Origin of the sequence: Cyclobacterium roseum (genome assembly GCF_010119225.1) — a bacterium.
GTDB classification, from domain to species: domain Bacteria; phylum Bacteroidota; class Bacteroidia; order Cytophagales; family Cyclobacteriaceae; genus Cyclobacterium; species Cyclobacterium roseum.
The window spans coordinates 298,344-313,050 of record NZ_WNKF01000002.1 but is presented as its reverse complement, the minus strand read 5'-3'; the positions used below and the strand labels follow the sequence as shown (position 1 = coordinate 313,050).

General features: G+C 41.6%; 13 protein-coding genes. 10 read left to right on the top strand and 3 right to left on the bottom strand.

Annotation, left to right across the window (positions count from 1 at the left end; translation table 11 throughout):
- Positions 1-132 precede the first annotated feature (132 nt).
- A complete protein-coding gene (locus GJQ68_RS03905; RefSeq protein ID WP_162415997.1) occupies positions 133-795 on the bottom strand; it encodes a MarC family protein in 663 nt (220 codons plus the stop codon).
- Between the two features lie 299 nt (positions 796-1,094).
- Here GJQ68_RS03905 and GJQ68_RS23510 point away from each other — a divergent pair, with 299 nt between their 5' ends.
- Genes GJQ68_RS23510 through GJQ68_RS03890 form a run of 3 tightly spaced genes read left to right on the top strand, consistent with a single transcriptional unit; the run spans position 1,095 to position 2,417 of the window.
- Positions 1,095-1,490: a YqcI/YcgG family protein gene (locus tag GJQ68_RS23510; protein WP_162415996.1), complete on the top strand. Its 396-nt coding sequence runs from the start codon at positions 1,095-1,097 to the stop codon at positions 1,488-1,490.
- Complete coding sequence (gene gntA / locus GJQ68_RS23315) at positions 1,387-1,833, top strand: guanitoxin biosynthesis heme-dependent pre-guanitoxin N-hydroxylase GntA (RefSeq protein ID WP_262888096.1); 447 nt, start codon at positions 1,387-1,389, stop codon at positions 1,831-1,833. The genes GJQ68_RS23510 and gntA overlap by 104 nt, the downstream gene beginning before the upstream one ends.
- The gene (locus tag GJQ68_RS03890) at positions 1,830-2,417 is read left to right on the top strand and encodes a DUF1989 domain-containing protein (protein WP_162415994.1); all 588 of its coding nucleotides are present in this window, start codon (positions 1,830-1,832) and stop codon (positions 2,415-2,417) included. The genes gntA and GJQ68_RS03890 overlap by 4 nt, the downstream gene beginning before the upstream one ends.
- A 282-nt stretch (positions 2,418-2,699) precedes the next feature.
- On the opposite strand, the gene GJQ68_RS03885 is transcribed toward GJQ68_RS03890, so the two are convergent.
- Positions 2,700-3,062: a hypothetical protein gene (locus tag GJQ68_RS03885; RefSeq protein WP_162415993.1), complete on the bottom strand. Its 363-nt coding sequence runs from the start codon at positions 3,060-3,062 to the stop codon at positions 2,700-2,702.
- A 459-nt stretch (positions 3,063-3,521) separates the two neighbouring features.
- Between GJQ68_RS03885 and GJQ68_RS03880 the strand changes: the two genes are divergently transcribed.
- Complete coding sequence (locus GJQ68_RS03880; RefSeq protein WP_162415992.1) at positions 3,522-4,049, top strand: RNA polymerase sigma factor; 528 nt, start codon at positions 3,522-3,524, stop codon at positions 4,047-4,049.
- A gap of 284 nt (positions 4,050-4,333) precedes the next feature.
- Positions 4,334-5,782 (top strand): glycoside hydrolase family protein, encoded by a 1,449-nt coding sequence (locus GJQ68_RS03875; RefSeq protein WP_235941073.1) that lies wholly within the window; start codon positions 4,334-4,336, stop codon positions 5,780-5,782.
- A gap of 27 nt (positions 5,783-5,809) precedes the next feature.
- Here GJQ68_RS03875 and GJQ68_RS03870 read toward each other — a convergent pair whose 3' ends face one another.
- On the bottom strand, positions 5,810-6,973 hold the full coding sequence (locus GJQ68_RS03870; RefSeq protein WP_162415991.1) for a hypothetical protein: 1,164 nt from the start codon (positions 6,971-6,973) through the stop codon (positions 5,810-5,812).
- Between the two features lie 561 nt (positions 6,974-7,534).
- Here GJQ68_RS03870 and GJQ68_RS03865 point away from each other — a divergent pair.
- The 5 genes from GJQ68_RS03865 to GJQ68_RS03845 all read left to right on the top strand — a co-directional run bounded on the left by GJQ68_RS03865 (position 7,535) and on the right by GJQ68_RS03845 (position 14,705).
- Entirely contained in the window at positions 7,535-8,710 is a 1,176-nt protein-coding gene (locus GJQ68_RS03865) for a hypothetical protein (protein WP_162415990.1), read from the top strand.
- Positions 8,711-8,976: 266 nt separating this feature from the next.
- Positions 8,977-10,173 (top strand): ATP-binding protein, encoded by a 1,197-nt coding sequence (locus GJQ68_RS03860; protein ID WP_162415989.1) that lies wholly within the window; start codon positions 8,977-8,979, stop codon positions 10,171-10,173.
- 311 nt (positions 10,174-10,484) lie between these two features.
- Entirely contained in the window at positions 10,485-11,672 is a 1,188-nt protein-coding gene (locus GJQ68_RS03855; RefSeq protein WP_162415988.1) for a hypothetical protein, read from the top strand.
- Between the two features lie 76 nt (positions 11,673-11,748).
- Positions 11,749-12,903, top strand: a complete 1,155-nt coding sequence (locus GJQ68_RS03850) for a hypothetical protein (protein ID WP_162415987.1) — start codon at positions 11,749-11,751, stop codon at positions 12,901-12,903.
- A 617-nt stretch (positions 12,904-13,520) separates the two neighbouring features.
- Positions 13,521-14,705: a hypothetical protein gene (locus GJQ68_RS03845; RefSeq protein WP_235941071.1), complete on the top strand. Its 1,185-nt coding sequence runs from the start codon at positions 13,521-13,523 to the stop codon at positions 14,703-14,705.
- Positions 14,706-14,707 lie beyond the last annotated feature (2 nt).

The following is a 14,707-nucleotide window of genomic DNA, read 5'->3' as shown; positions in this document are numbered from 1 at the left end:
TAAAAAGCCCCCTTGGTAAATAGGAATGTAATTATGGAGCGATGTTATTTTTTTACACGGGCGATGCATCTTCTGGATAAGGACTATGCGGTTTCCTCCTTCTTGTAGCCAAACCATGCCATATTGTTACGATTATTCCACGGCTGAACCTCCTTTCAACCAATTCGGGAATACGTCTCCCAGGCCTTCTATCATAAATTGGATGGCGATGGCGGCGACGATCACCCCGAAAATTCGGGTAAAAGCGACAAAGGCCAAATTATGCACATTTTTCTCCAGAATGGAAGAACTTATTAGAATTAAAAAAAGGAGGGCATAACTTATCACCAAAACGATGGAATTGCCGACAAAATCCATCCATTCCTGTGCCTGTGCACTGAATAACAAAACGGTAGTCAGGGCACCCGGTCCCGCCAGCATGGGTATGGTAAGGGGTACCAACACTTTTTCAAATCGCAGGCTTGCCAGTTCCGTATCGGTAGTGCCCTCTTCTTGATTTCCCGAAAGCTTACTGGCTTGTCCATCTACCATGGAGATGCCCGTAAGCAATAACAAAAGCCCTCCTGCAATCTTAAAGACCTCAATATCAATGGAAAAGAAATCCAATATAAAATTCCCGACGTTTACAAAAATCAATAAAATAACAAATGCGGTACCTACAACCATAAAAGCAATTCGCCGCCTTACCTTGGGCTGTGCATCTCCAGTCAATTCATACCAAATCGGTATCAAACCAATGGGATTAACAATGGCTATCATAGCGAGCAGGAAATTTAGCATTAAATCAGTATTCATCTTTTTTCGTGGGTTAAGGTGCAGGAAATTGCATTACATATATCATTCCGAATGAATCATGGTGTCCGAAACGACACCTGCTCTCAGTCAAAAAATGTCCCAGTTGAATTAGGTTGCATACGTTTTCGTATTGGATTAATATAGACTACCTATATACCTACCCTTTCCCTGGGCTGGCATTAGAATTGTAACTTCTTTGGTCAACAGCCAGTCCGAGGATAATCTAAGGACGGAAAGGTTTACAAGTAAACAGCCAACCCCGAAATCCGATAGGATACCATTAAAATCCACTATATTTTATGAAAACCAACAATTCCCATCCGACCTATTGGAAGCCTGAAGAAATCGGCAATTGTGAAAATGATCGCATCAAGGATATCCATATGGATTTGAATGAAAAAATTGCTGACCCCAAATATCCCTGTGTCGGTGCAAAAGCATCTATCAACACGGACCAATACCGACTAGGTATTTATGAAGGGATGGCATCGGAAAAAACGACGCAACAGTTAAGTATCGATTTAAAAATATACATGCGAGAAACCATTGATGCAGATAGTGATTACCTTACTTTTATAGCTTATTTTACAGATGAAATCCGTTCCGAATTGGATTTTGAACATAGACTGTGGGATCAGCTACAAAAACTACAACATAGGAGGTCACAAAGACAATTGGGATCCGGCGGTAAGTAGTAATCCCGAGGACGACAATTTCAGCTTTAGTTTTGGGGGGACAGCCTTTTTTATTGTGGGACTACATCCTAAGGCCAGCAGGCTTGCCCGAAGGATCAACTATCCCGCTATGGCTTTTAATTTACACCGGCAGTTTGACAAATTGAGAGAAAACGATCAATTTGAAAATATGAAAAAGGTAATCAGAGAACGGGATTTGGCTTACCAGGGATCTATTAACCCCATGCTTGAAGACTTCGGAGAGGGACAGGAGGCCCCTCAATATAGTGGTAGGAGGGTAGAAAAAAAATGGAAATGCCCCTTTCAACATAGAAATAGGCATTCTGAAGAAGAAAACGTATGAGGAAAATTATTGAAAAACAGGCTGGAGTGGCATTTTATCTTGACCAGGGGGCCTATTTAAAGGTTATTGATCCGCAGGGAGAACAAGTAAGCGATTTAGTGGCGTTTAATGCCCATGATAAACGGGAAAAGCTGTCTTCAGGAAAGACATTGGATTTTGAAAGCACTCTTTTTATCACGAAAGGACATCATTTATGGAGCAATAGAAGCAATAAAATGATGGAAATCATAGAAGATACCAATGGGAGAAATGATTTTCTTTTGGCCCCCTGCAGTCTTGAAACGTTTCAGATTCTATACGATAACCCCCACTATCATCCCAGTTGCTTCGAAAATCTAGAGAAAAATTTAAAGCCATTTGGTATCCTTGCAGATGATATTCCTACTGCTTTCAATGTTTTCATGAACGTGCAGCTGGCTTCGGATGGGACTATTAGCGTGGAACCTCCCAAGAGTAAGCCAGGAGATTACGTGTTGTTCAGAGCGGAAATGGATTTGATTGTTGGCCTTACAGCTTGTTCTGCTGAGCAATCCAATAATTACAGTTTCAAACCCATCGCATACGAAATTCTATCAAATCCATAATAACGTGCGTCCGACCTATTTGCATAATGAAACCTTCATTCCAAGACTCTTAGAGCGAGTATGTACGGAGGAAGCCGTGGAAATCTTTAGTTAAACGGGACTGCCACACCATTGTACCTATAATAAAGTGCTACCATTGACAATATAGCCGGGTATTAAGTACGATCTTTACTTGAATTCGCGTTAATAGTTGCTACCTATCTGGATAACGCCACCGATTTCTGGAAGTAGTGATTTTTTCATCATCCCTGAGGAAACCAGTATAGAAGTCTGCTCAACTCCCTACGCTTCAGACTTGCTGGTTTCCGTTTGGAGGCTTCGCTGCTTTGCTAGCAAGGCCTGGTAACCCTCAGGATCTTTGATATGTATCAAGGCTACTGCTTCTTGTAACATCACCTCCAATTCCTCATAATACAGATCGTCTTCTGCGATGGCTTCTTCCAGAATTTTCCTCCATTGTTCCTGCACCAGTGGATCGTAGGGTTTTTCATGTAGTTTTTTTACCTGTTCATGGTCGGTGATACGTGACAGTTTATAGCTTAGCCAATCATAGGTTTTTTCGAGACTTTCTTTTACGTTCTCTTTGCCGGATTCCTGATTCAGGTAATGAAGAATCATGGGTAATTGTGCTGGTATGGTTTTCATGCTAGTTTTTGATTGTTTAGAGACTGTTTCCAAAAAAAGATTTTTTAGAATAATTGTAACCAATTTCGTTCAAAAAATGAACCAAAGACATCATTCCCCTAAAAAGTTATTCAATTTTATTCAATGCTACTTTCTCTAAAGCGCATCTAATTTTATAAAAATTATTTTTCTTCCTAAATCAGGAATTTTCTGGAAAATTAACACAATTATAAAAACATACGGTTTTTTGCATGATATTATCAATGTTTCGGTGAATTTTTTATCAAGAAATTGTTAAATCCTTCATTTCCAATCCCTAATGTATTTGTTAAATTCGCAAAATGAAGATTAATATACGTGATTTGCGCAGATTTTACCAATATAAACCTTGATATTCATAAAAAAATAGGGGGCACTTTCACGAAATATTAGCTGAGTTGTGTCTGCCAAATAGTTTATCACCATTTAAATACTTGGGATATGGAACAACCTGACAAAAAATTACTGGATGGTTTTCGAAATGGGGACCGAAAGGCCTTTGAAAAGATTTACCAATATTACAGGGTACCTGTGATCCGTTTCAGTGTTTCCATTATCAAAGATGAGCAGGAGGCGGAGAACATTTATCACGAGGTATTTATGAAAATTCTCAAGCGGAGGAGTAAAATTCGGCCGGAATTAAATTTTAATTCCTATGTATTTACCTCGGTCAAAAACGAGATTTTCGATTACCTGAAGGCTTTGAACAAAAATAATAGTCTAAAAGAAAAATTCTGGGAACGAATCCATCAAGAAGAGGATGAATGCAGCCAGGTGAAGGAAGCGCAATTGACCAAAATGGAAAGCATTATTGGAAATTTATCTCCCAAAAGGCGAAAAATACTGGAGATGAATTATTTTGAAAAAAAGTCCTACAATGAAATCGCCGATATTCTGATGATTTCAAAAAATACGGTTAAGAATCAACTGGTAAAAGCCAAATTTATCCTTAGAAAGGAAATGGAATAAATGGTCCGGTGCGTATAGACCACTGAACACATTTGATTTTTTTCAAATGCATGGAATCGCCTGCGCCGCTTTCGAATCGGGCATATTTTTTGGCTTGGTACAAGAAAAAAATAATCTCCGATGGAGTGTTTCTCTTGGCCTGGCTTAGCAGAATACCTTTTTTGACAATTAATCTCTTCGCAGATAGCTTTAGGCTTTTATTTTTTGAGTAATAAGCGGTATTTACCTAAGTTTGGTAACATACCCGTTAAGTACTTTAAATAGAAAGTTTATTCGATAAAAATATGAAAAAACAACTGTTCATTACTCTTTTTGTAGTTGCATTTGCTTTCTCAGGCTCCTATGGGCAAAAGGCTGAACCATTTCTAATTGGAAGCGATCGAGAGCTATTCGTGGACCAATACCTGATCGCATCCCTGGAAAAGGCCCAAATTACCCTGCACCATCCCGAAGACAAGGGAAAGGTACTGGATTTTGACAAGCCATGGGAAGGCGCATTCTCTGCCTATGTGACCATCATTGAGGAAGATGGCTTTTTCAGGGCTTATTACCGGGGTGTTCCCTCGGCGGGTAAAGATGGAAACAGCTCTGAAGTGACCTGCTATGCCGAATCCAGAGATGGCATACACTGGGAAAAGCCCGACCTTGGCATCTATGAAATAGAAGGAAGCAAAAACAACAATGTAATCTTGGCCAATGAAGCCCCGGTAACGCATAATTTCAGCCCCTTTCTGGACAGCAATCCGGCCGCCAAACCAAATGAAAAATTCAAGGCCCTGGGCGGCACTTCTAAAAGTGGTCTGGTGGCCTTCACCTCTGCAGACGGGAAAAACTGGAGGAAAGTCCAAGAGGAAGCCGTGTTTACCCAGGGAGTATTTGATTCACAGAATGTATCCTTTTGGTCGGAAGAAGAACAGGTATATGTCTGTTATTTCCGCTCCTGGACAGGTAAGGGATACAAAGGGTTCCGCTCGGTAAGTCGAACCACTTCTGAGGATTTTATCCATTGGACAGACCCCGAGCCGATGGGCTTTGGGAATACCCCCTACGAACACCTGTATACGCAGCAGACCAGTCCCTATTTCCGGGCACCCCACATCTACCTGGCCATCGGTGCGCGTTTCATGCCCAACCGAAAGGTGGTTTCGGATGCGGAAGCGGAAAAGTTGGGAGTGAATCCCAACTATTACAACGACTGCTCCGATGTCATCTTGATGTCGTCAAGGGGAGGAAACCAATATGAACGTCAATTTATGGAATCCTTTATCCGGCCGGGCATCGGTTTGCAGAACTGGGTATCCCGATCCAACTACCCCGCATTGAATGTGGTACAAACCGGAAAGACCGAAATGTCCATTTATGTGAACCAGGATTATGCCCAGCCATCTGCTCACCTGCGCCGTTATGCCCTGCGTCTGGATGGATTTGCTTCTTTGTCCGCTGGATATGAAGGCGGGGAAATGCTTACCAAACCCTTTACCTTCGAGGGAAAAGCCCTGGAGTTGAATTATTCCACCTCTGCTGCCGGGGAAATCAGAATAGAGCTGTTGGATGAAAATGGAAACAAAATACCAGGGTATTCCATGGAGGAAGCCCAACCAGTAATCGGTAATGAAATTTCCAGGGAAGTGTTTTGGAACGGCAGTAGTGATGTCTCAGAGTTATCCGGAAAACCAATCCGTATGCGGGTGTACCTGAAAGATGCTGATTTGTTTGCGTTCAGGTTTCACTGACCCGATGATAAAACCCAACGAAACACATCACTTTCCAATCTTGCAAATGGCCACAAACCCGGCCTCATCGTAATGGTTGAAATATCCGCCAAGATAGATTACCTCTTCGTGGAAATAGATTTTATCCACCCGGTTATTGGGTCCGGTAACGGCTCCATGCCAACTTTCACCATCCCAGATGGCGATATTTTCGGTAGGTGCTCCACCCACGGAATTAAACGCCCCCCCGACCCACAGGTGGTCCTTGATGACACACAAGCCCCTACCGGCCAAATCAAAGGTGGAAGAAGGTGGGTCGGTCATGTTAAGTCCCAAACCCAGGGCTATCCATTCAGAGCCGTTCCATTTGGCAATGTGGTTTGCCAGCGTACCCCCAGCGGTGTTGAAGATGCCAGTGGCGTATAACTCATCCTTATAGACCGCCAAATCAAACACCTGACCGTCGATTCCCGCTCCGAAGTTGCTCCAACTGTGCCCATTCCAGGTGGCGATACTACGGGCGGCCTCTCCTCCGGCCGTTGTGAAATCTCCTGCTACCACCAATTCTCCCCTGTACACGATTTGTGTATGCACAGGCCCATTCAGTCCGCTGCCCAACATGCGCCATCGTTCACCATTCCAACTACCAATGTGCATGGTAGGAATGTCCTGACTCCCAATTCCGGCAATGGTAAAATCTCCACCAGCAATCAGACTGCCCTGGTAGACCCCCAATGTGTTGACCGGGAGATTGAGTCCTTCCCCCACTTCCTCCCAGCCATTGCCATTCCATTTTACCAAATGCAGCGCCTCCTCATGGTTTGCGTCCATAAAATGGCCGCCGGCATAAAGAGCCCCCTCGTGAACCAGCAAGGTAGGGGTCAGGTTGGGTAATCCGCGGCCCATTTTCTTCCATTGGTTACCATCATAGGCACCCACATAATCCGCACCCATGCCATTGATTCGAGAAAATTCTCCGGATACGATTAATTGCTCTTCGAAAAAAAGCATATCTCTCACCCCATAGTTGATCGCTCCCCCACCGACAGCGGTGAGGGTCATGCCTTCAAAGGGCTTTTCTTCTGGGATTTCAGGTTCAATTTCCTCTTCCGGATCCTCATTATCGACCTGTGCCGGGACATCCGAAAAATCACCTCCCTCACATGCCATGACACCTATTGCTATCAAGGCCAACCAAGCTGTTTTTTTCATATGTATAAAAGTTAATACTGATTAAAAGTCATTGTTCACCAATTAAAAAGTCTGTAAAGATTCCAAACCCATAAAAAATGAAGCGATTTGGAACCCTGTCGCTTTCCTATTTTGTAAACTAAGGGCTAAAATAAGGACTTAATTATTAATTTTAAACAGGGCGCGCAATTTTTTTTGTTTCTATGAAAAGGCAGGTAATTCGAAGATATCCAACGCTTCCCGGGCAAAAATTTGAGAGGCTGGATAGATGGTTCGGCTAAAGCCGGAGATATTGATAAATTTCCGATTGCCTACAGCTAAAGCAGTTGGCAATTGATAAAAACATTCAATAGGAAATAGCCCATTCCAAGAAACCGAGGGCTTTAGCCCAAATTGGTACCGCTATTAAGACAATTCGTTTATATATTCAATAGGAATGCGGCTTTAGCCCATTCAAAAAAAACAGCAATCAAAATTCCTGGGCTTTAGCCCAAATTTGGAATAGGCCAAATGTATGCTGATTCAGGTTTATATTTGTTTGTCCATATTAGTTTTAAATTTCATTTAAAAAGCTCATCCAAAATGCATTATTTCCTTGGAATACCAACCAAATCGTACAAGTCGGGAGCCTGGATCATAATGGCAGCGATGGCTGTAATTTCCTGCCATAAAAGCAGTAAGTCAGAAGAGGAAATGAGTGAAAGTACTACCTATTATTTGGAAAAGGTGGACTCCATCCGTATAGACCGGGAAAATACCGTCAGATTGCTTGACTATCACCCAATAGAAGATCGTTTTCTGGCCTATGATCAAATTACGGAGGAGTTTTTGGTGTTGGATGGAAAAGGTGAGCTTTTAGAGGCTGCTTATCGGGTAGGGGAGGGTCCCAACGAGTACAACAGCAGTCTGTTGGCGGCTTCCTTCAATCAGGAAGGAAGTGGATATTATTTACAGAGCTCAGGTGAATTTTTGAGGTATAATGTAAATTGGCAGGTAGAAGGTAGGATACGATTTGCCTCCCAAGTGTTCATCAGGTTTTATTCAGGCCCTCAGCTAAGGGTTCCCTATTTTCGGTTGCAGGATGCCTCAGATCCTTATTTTTTCACCAATTTTTTCTCAGGAGTCAATAATTCTGCAGGAGTAATGGATGGGGAAGATGGACCTGATTACCTGATTGAGCTTTACAATCCCCAAAAGGAAGGCTTGGATAAGGCATTACCCAATGATACTGAGCTACTGCCGGAGGTTGAGATGAATCCAGATTCCAAGCGGGCGAACCCAGTTCAGGTTTTTGCACTGGACAAAGCCGCTAGTCGCCTTTTCCTGACCTACGATAGGTCAAATGAGATTGGGGTTTATGATATGACACAGGATTTCGCGCTGGAAGAGATGCTGAATTTCGAGCATCAGCGTTTTTCTGCCGTCCAGAAAGCAAGAAATACGGCATTATTTCATTTTGAACCCAATCTGTTTGCTGTACTTTATTTCGAAGGACTTTCAGAGGCTGCCACCGAGGCGAGAAAGGCTAAAGATCCGGAATATTTTTCCTACAGGGATCCTGAGTTGTACCATTTGATACTTATTCAGGATGGCGTGCACCAAGAGGAGGAGATTGCCTTTCCGGCGAGCTGCGAACCCCATTCGGAGATCCTTTTGCTTCCAGGCAAGCGACTTCTGCTGCGGGACAAGTATAAGGGGGAGGATGAACCTACCTATTCCACCTATTCGGTTTTTGAGTTGAAGCCAGTTATTAAATGACGGTGGAGCAGCCAGACCTGTGTGTGGTTTGTTATCCGGATAAGCTGGACGATTAGGGTGTCGGGGTTGCTCCTGTTCTGATCGCCGAAATCCTGTCTTCAAAAATTATAAAAAAAACTGCCATTGATTACCAAGAGGGCGGTTAATTACAAGTTTTCGCTGTATTATTTGGGTATGATTTGAAGGGCTAAAACACACTACTTTAAAAAATGTCAGTTATAGATGACAATTTTTATTTATATTTGTCATCTATAACTGACAAAAAAATGGATGTTTTGTATGCTTTTCACAACAATTTAATCAAGCAGGTTGGTGGCGGCTTCTATAGGTTTCTTTTACAAACCATTAATTGGGAGCAGCGAATGCTGGCTATAAAGGGTCCAAGAGGTACAGGGAAAACGACCCTGATGTTGCAATATATCCGCTATCACCTCAAGCAGTCAAGGGAGAAAGTATTGTATGTGACTGCAGATCACTATTGGTTTTATACTCACAATTTGGTGGAAACTGCGGATGAATTCTATAAAAATGGAGGGAGGTATTTATTTATCGATGAAGTTCATAAATACCCAAACTGGTCAAGAGAACTAAAGAATATTTACGATGGGTATCCTGATTTACGTGTGGTTTTTTCATCGTCCTCCGCACTGGATATTTACCGAGGAGAGGCAGATCTTAGCAGGCGCGTCATTGTTTATGATTTGCCAGGACTTTCTTTCAGGGAATTTTTAAACATGGAAAAGGGTTTGACTTTTCCTTCCATTTCATGGGGTGATCTGGTAAATAGGCCCAATGATATGGCCTCAGACATCGTCCATCAGTTACAGCCTTTGCCCTTATTTAGGGAATATCTAAAATATGGCTACTTTCCTTTTTTCAAAGAAAGTGACTCTGAGGATATGCCTATTCGTCTGAGTCAAACAATTAATACCGTAGTGGATACAGACTTGGCTTTTATTCAAGGCTATAGTCCTGGGATGGCGTTCAAAGTCAAAAAGCTTTTGGGTGTGTTGGCAGAATCTGTTCCATTTAAGCCCAATATTTCCGCATTGGCAAGAAAGCTTGACGTCAGTAGAGAAATTATTTATGCCTGGTTAGTTCACCTTAAAAAAGCCAGGATGCTGAATTTGCTTTTAGCTCAGGGAAAAGGGGTTTCGACCTTGCAGAAACCTGAGAAAGTCTATTTGGAGAATACCAACTTGGCTTTCGCCCTAAAGGCACATCCTGACATCGGATCGATCAGGGAGACATTTTTACTTAGCCAACTCAGGAATGCGAAATTACCGGTCACCCTGCCAAGATCAGGTGATTTTTATGTTTCTGGTGTATACATTGAGGCAGGGGGGAAGAATAAAAATGCCAACCAGGGAAAGAATGAATCCCAATACCTTTTAGCTGCAGACGATATAGAAATTGGTTTCGGAAAAAAGGTACCATTGTGGCTTTTTGGATTTTTGTATTGAAGACCTTAGGAACCTTTAGGTCTAATTTACAGCATTCTGCAGTCTCTCAATTAACATTCAGCCAACTCCAGCAATCTCAACAATCTTCCTCAATCCCTTTCAATCTTATTCAATCTTATTCAATCCCTTCAATCTTTTTCAATCCTTCATCGACCGACCTTCTTCCGTTCAATATTAAACTAAATAATTGAGATAAAAGTTGGAATTACTGAATTTATCTAATAAATTAATAGTTGTAAAATGAAACCTGAAAGATGACCTCCGCTTTAAGGTAGGTTTTTTTCTTTTCTTTATCAGAAAATTCACTGATCATGTATCGCTTGTTGTATCTCTTTTGGATTATCCTGCTGGTGTTTTCCTGTGATTCCGGAAACAAGGATACCCGGGATAAAGAGACCGAAGGTGCTGCAACTACTGTTTACTTTGAAAAGCTGGACAGTATCCGGATTGATTACCTGGGAAACCCAACTGTTCACGACTTAGACCCCATTAACGGAACTGTCCTTTTTATGGAACACAAGGAAACCTCCCAAAAAATCACGGTGGCTAATTTTGAAGGATCTGTCCGGGCAACTTTTTCGAAATGGGGAGACTTTCCCGATACCTATGGAAATTTGTTGGCTTCGCTAAAAATTGTCGGAAATGACACCTTTTTGGCCTATGGATCTAAAGGTTTTTTGACCTATAATTATGAAGGAGAGCTGCAATCTTTGGTGAAACACCGTGAACCCCCATATCAGGGTTCCTCCCGGATCGGATTAGGAAATGGCATAGAGCCCTTGGGTAATGGATACCTATACATGAATCCAGGCAGTAGTATCAGGTTGCCCAATGGTGCGGAAGATTATGCGGCACTGCACCCATTGGTATTTCTGAATCCCCATACAGGCGAAACCAAGCCGCTTCTTCATTTCCCTAATTCCAGTGTTTTTATGGAGGGAAAATATTTCTTCCGAAATGCCTGGGCTCCTGCCTTTACGGTTTCAGAGAACAAAATTGCCGTGGTCTTTGGTCTGGAGCCAATGGTGTACCTTTTTGATGGAGCTGCCCCTCATCCCTTGCTCGAAGCGTTACCGCTTGATTTGCCTGACTATCGGTTTTCTGGAGGTAAGAGTGAGTATGCTACAGATGTGAGGTTCTTTGGTCAGGCCAGAACCTCAGGTAAAATACTGAATATCAAGATGGTGGATGTTTATTTCGTCATTGCCTATTTTCCAGGCTTTAATGCCGCGGATAGGGAAGCTTCTTTTGCCAAAAAAACACCGGCGGAAGCAACAAATTTCTGGAAGGAGATGCGGAAAAAATACCCACACCGAATGGCTATTTTCGACGTTTTGGGAAATAGGCTAAGCGATTTTGAACCTGAGGGGCTAATAGCCAGCTCCATGGTGCACAGAAACGGCGAGCTGTGGATGCTGGAAAAACCGGACGATGAAGTGGAGCGGGATTACTTCCGGCTGGTTCGGGTGGGGCTGAAAATCGATCGGGCTGATCAATAAACCATGCCTAAGTTGTCATTACAAGCAACAGACAGGAAATTATTGAAAGGATTCACTTCATAAACCAAAAAATAAAATGAATAGGTACATCAAGAAATTGGCTTTAATTCACTTATTAAGTTTAATGATGCTTATTTGGCCAGGATTTTCCTTTGCTCAATACAAGTTAGAGAAAGTAGGTGAATTCAAAATAAATTCATTAGTTCAAATTGACCTGATCGATTACTTTCCAAAGGAAGAGATGTTTTTAGGATATACGAATAAACGATCTAAGGGCTTGGAAATAACTTTGGTAAAAGAGGATGGTGAAATTGTTATCAGTAGAAACATGAAGGGTCAGGGACCTGAACAATATGGATCTACCTTAAATTGCTTAGGTTTCTCGGATGAAGGCAACATCTGGGCATTGACTCCTCATCAGCTTTTGCTTTATGATCAAAAGTTGAAATTGAAAGAGAGAAGCCGTTATGAATCCAATGGACAGATTTATATTTACGGGGGATCAAAACCATTTTCTTACTTCTACAAAAACGGAGACAAAACTGATTTCTTATTTATAACCAACCCATCAGGTGCCAGTAAATTTGCAGGTGTAAGTGATTTTAGAGAGAAAAAATTAATCGAAATATTTCACAAAGAAGGGAATGCCGCATATGAAGTTGCTCCTGTTACTGAAAGACCTCACTATGAATACCTTGACGAGTCTATAGATGGCATTTATTTCCCGATATATACACTGGATAGGGGGAATAGCAGGTTGTACATGACAACATCCTTGGATAATGAAATCACAGTTATTAATTTAAACACCAATCAGGTGATATCTAAGATTAAAATTAATCATGGGGAATTTAAAATTCTAAAATCCAATCAAATAACAAGAAAAAGTTTGCCATCTTATGACCATATTACTTTAGCTGCCTATAACCACAACATATTCAAGCTGGATGATGGATTAATGGCCCTGGAGTATATCCGGGAAATTCCCTATGGCACCTATGAAAATAAGATCGCAGATGACCCTAGCTACCATCATTTCAGAGATCCGGAGTACCATCGGCTGATTCTATTCAACCAATCCGGACAATTGACTAAAGACATGAAAATTCCCTATGGGAAGATTACGATGAGCCTTCCGGGAAACAGGTTATTGATAAAACTAGAGAATCCTGATATTGAAGAGGACTTTATTCGGTATGGAATTTACAAACTAACTGATACAAATGAATAACCCCAGCTCTCTTCGAAACCATTCAGATCGGGGAATCTAAAGCTAGATAAGTAGGCGAGTGATTCAAAAAACTTCTGTTTCCGGATCATGATGGATCTATCTTTAACCGAACAACCCTCAATAGGATTGGGCTTTAGCCCATTTCTAATTATAGATATCCAAACCCCTGGCTTTAGCCTAAATTGCAGGGAAGAACACCAGCAAATCATTAGCTCCTTCAATAGGTAATTGCCCAATCCAAAGGTTGAACTGTAAATTTGGATTTTAGGGTTTGGGGATAACGTTTTGGCTAAAGCCTGGGATGCTGGTACATTCCAGGTTCCCTACAGCTAAAGCAGTAGGCAATTGATTTAATGGGATTGATCCTGAAATTGTAGACGGATTTTGGCAGATAAATCAATATCCGAACCTATCTCAATAGGAAATAGCCCATTCAGTAAAATAGTAATCAAAAGTTATGGGCTTTAGCCCAAATTTCGGATCGGGCAACTCTCAAATCTAATTGGTCTCCTAAGAAAAGTTTGATTTTAATATTTTAATTATTAAATTAATAGTTGAAACATACCTTAGGTATTATTACAGGTCTTCCTCTTTCCATGCTTAAAAATTTACCGGCTATGCATCGAATCTTTATTATCTTTTGGATGGGCCTCCTGTTGCTTTCCTGCGATTCCGGAAACAAGGATACCCGGAATAAAGAGACCGAAGGTGCTGCTACTACTGTTTACTTTGAAAAGCTGGACAGTATCCGGATTGATTACCTGGGAAATCCTTCCGTCCATGACCTTGACCCCAAGTCCGGGACTATCTTATTTATGGAGCACAGGCAATTTTCTGAAGACATCATGGTTGCCAATTTTGAGGGCCATATAGTTACCTCGTTTTCAAAACTCAGCGATAGGCCAGATAGTTACGGTGGGCTTATGTCAACATTAAGAATTCTTGATGACAAAACTTTTCTGGTCTATGGATACAATGGATTTATGACTTATGATTTTACCGGAGAACTTCAATCCCAGGTAAAACTGAAAGATTTTCGGGTTCCAAATTTTACCTGGAAGGCTATGGGCTTTGGAATGGAAAAATGGAACGGCAAATATTTATATGTAGATCAGGGATCCCGGCATATCGACTACAGTAGCATCGATGCTTACAATGAAATGAGGTTATTAAATTGGCTGGATCCAAAAACAGGAGAGAAGGAACCCTTTATCCAATTTCCCGAAAGCAGTATTTTCAGAAGTGGAAAATACTTTTTTAGAGATTCCTGGGCACCTTCTTTTACCCTGGCAGATGACCGCATATATGTGGTATTTGGAGCCGAACCAGTGATCTATGTTTTCAGCTTAAACAAACCTTATTCTCTGCTTTCAAGTGTTCCTGTTGACCTGAAAGACTACCGGTATTTCAGCGGTTCAAATGACAATTCCATTGACGGTACCTTGAGATTCACTTCAGGCAATATTTTGAATATCAAGAAGATAGCTGGATATTTTGTGATCGCCTATTTCCCTGGCTATTCTGATGCAGATAAGGAAGCCGAAAACGAGAATAAAACCCAACAGGAAAACCTACTATTCAGGGAAAGAATGCTGAAGAAATATGCCAAAAGAATAGCCATTCTGGACGCTGAAGGCCATAAGGTCAGTGATTTTGTTCCCGATGGATTGACTCCGGAAAGCATGTTGCTCAGGAATAATGAACTCTGGATGCAAGAAAAACCGGATGAAGAAGTGGAGCGGGATTATTTTCGACTGTTTCGGGTGGAACTCAGGGTGGAGAATAAGAATGGTATGGATTGATT

What these genes read in the sequence shown, in the direction of transcription:
- gntA (WP_262888096.1), top strand. Translation starts at nt 1,387, where the DNA reads ATGAAATCCGTTCCGAATTGGATTTTGAACATAGACTGTGGGATCAGC.
- GJQ68_RS03905 (WP_162415997.1), bottom strand. Translation starts at nt 795, where the DNA reads ATGAATACTGATTTAATGCTAAATTTCCTGCTCGCTATGATAGCCATT.
- GJQ68_RS03860 (WP_162415989.1), top strand. Translation starts at nt 8,977, where the DNA reads ATGGATGTTTTGTATGCTTTTCACAACAATTTAATCAAGCAGGTTGGT.
- GJQ68_RS03890 (WP_162415994.1), top strand. Translation starts at nt 1,830, where the DNA reads ATGAGGAAAATTATTGAAAAACAGGCTGGAGTGGCATTTTATCTTGAC.
- GJQ68_RS03875 (WP_235941073.1), top strand. Translation starts at nt 4,334, where the DNA reads ATGAAAAAACAACTGTTCATTACTCTTTTTGTAGTTGCATTTGCTTTC.
- GJQ68_RS03845 (WP_235941071.1), top strand. Translation starts at nt 13,521, where the DNA reads ATGCATCGAATCTTTATTATCTTTTGGATGGGCCTCCTGTTGCTTTCC.
- GJQ68_RS03855 (WP_162415988.1), top strand. Translation starts at nt 10,485, where the DNA reads ATGTATCGCTTGTTGTATCTCTTTTGGATTATCCTGCTGGTGTTTTCC.
- GJQ68_RS03870 (WP_162415991.1), bottom strand. Translation starts at nt 6,973, where the DNA reads ATGAAAAAAACAGCTTGGTTGGCCTTGATAGCAATAGGTGTCATGGCA.
- GJQ68_RS03850 (WP_162415987.1), top strand. Translation starts at nt 11,749, where the DNA reads ATGAATAGGTACATCAAGAAATTGGCTTTAATTCACTTATTAAGTTTA.
- GJQ68_RS03865 (WP_162415990.1), top strand. Translation starts at nt 7,535, where the DNA reads ATGCATTATTTCCTTGGAATACCAACCAAATCGTACAAGTCGGGAGCC.
- GJQ68_RS03885 (WP_162415993.1), bottom strand. Translation starts at nt 3,062, where the DNA reads ATGAAAACCATACCAGCACAATTACCCATGATTCTTCATTACCTGAAT.
- GJQ68_RS23510 (WP_162415996.1), top strand. Translation starts at nt 1,095, where the DNA reads ATGAAAACCAACAATTCCCATCCGACCTATTGGAAGCCTGAAGAAATC.
- GJQ68_RS03880 (WP_162415992.1), top strand. Translation starts at nt 3,522, where the DNA reads ATGGAACAACCTGACAAAAAATTACTGGATGGTTTTCGAAATGGGGAC.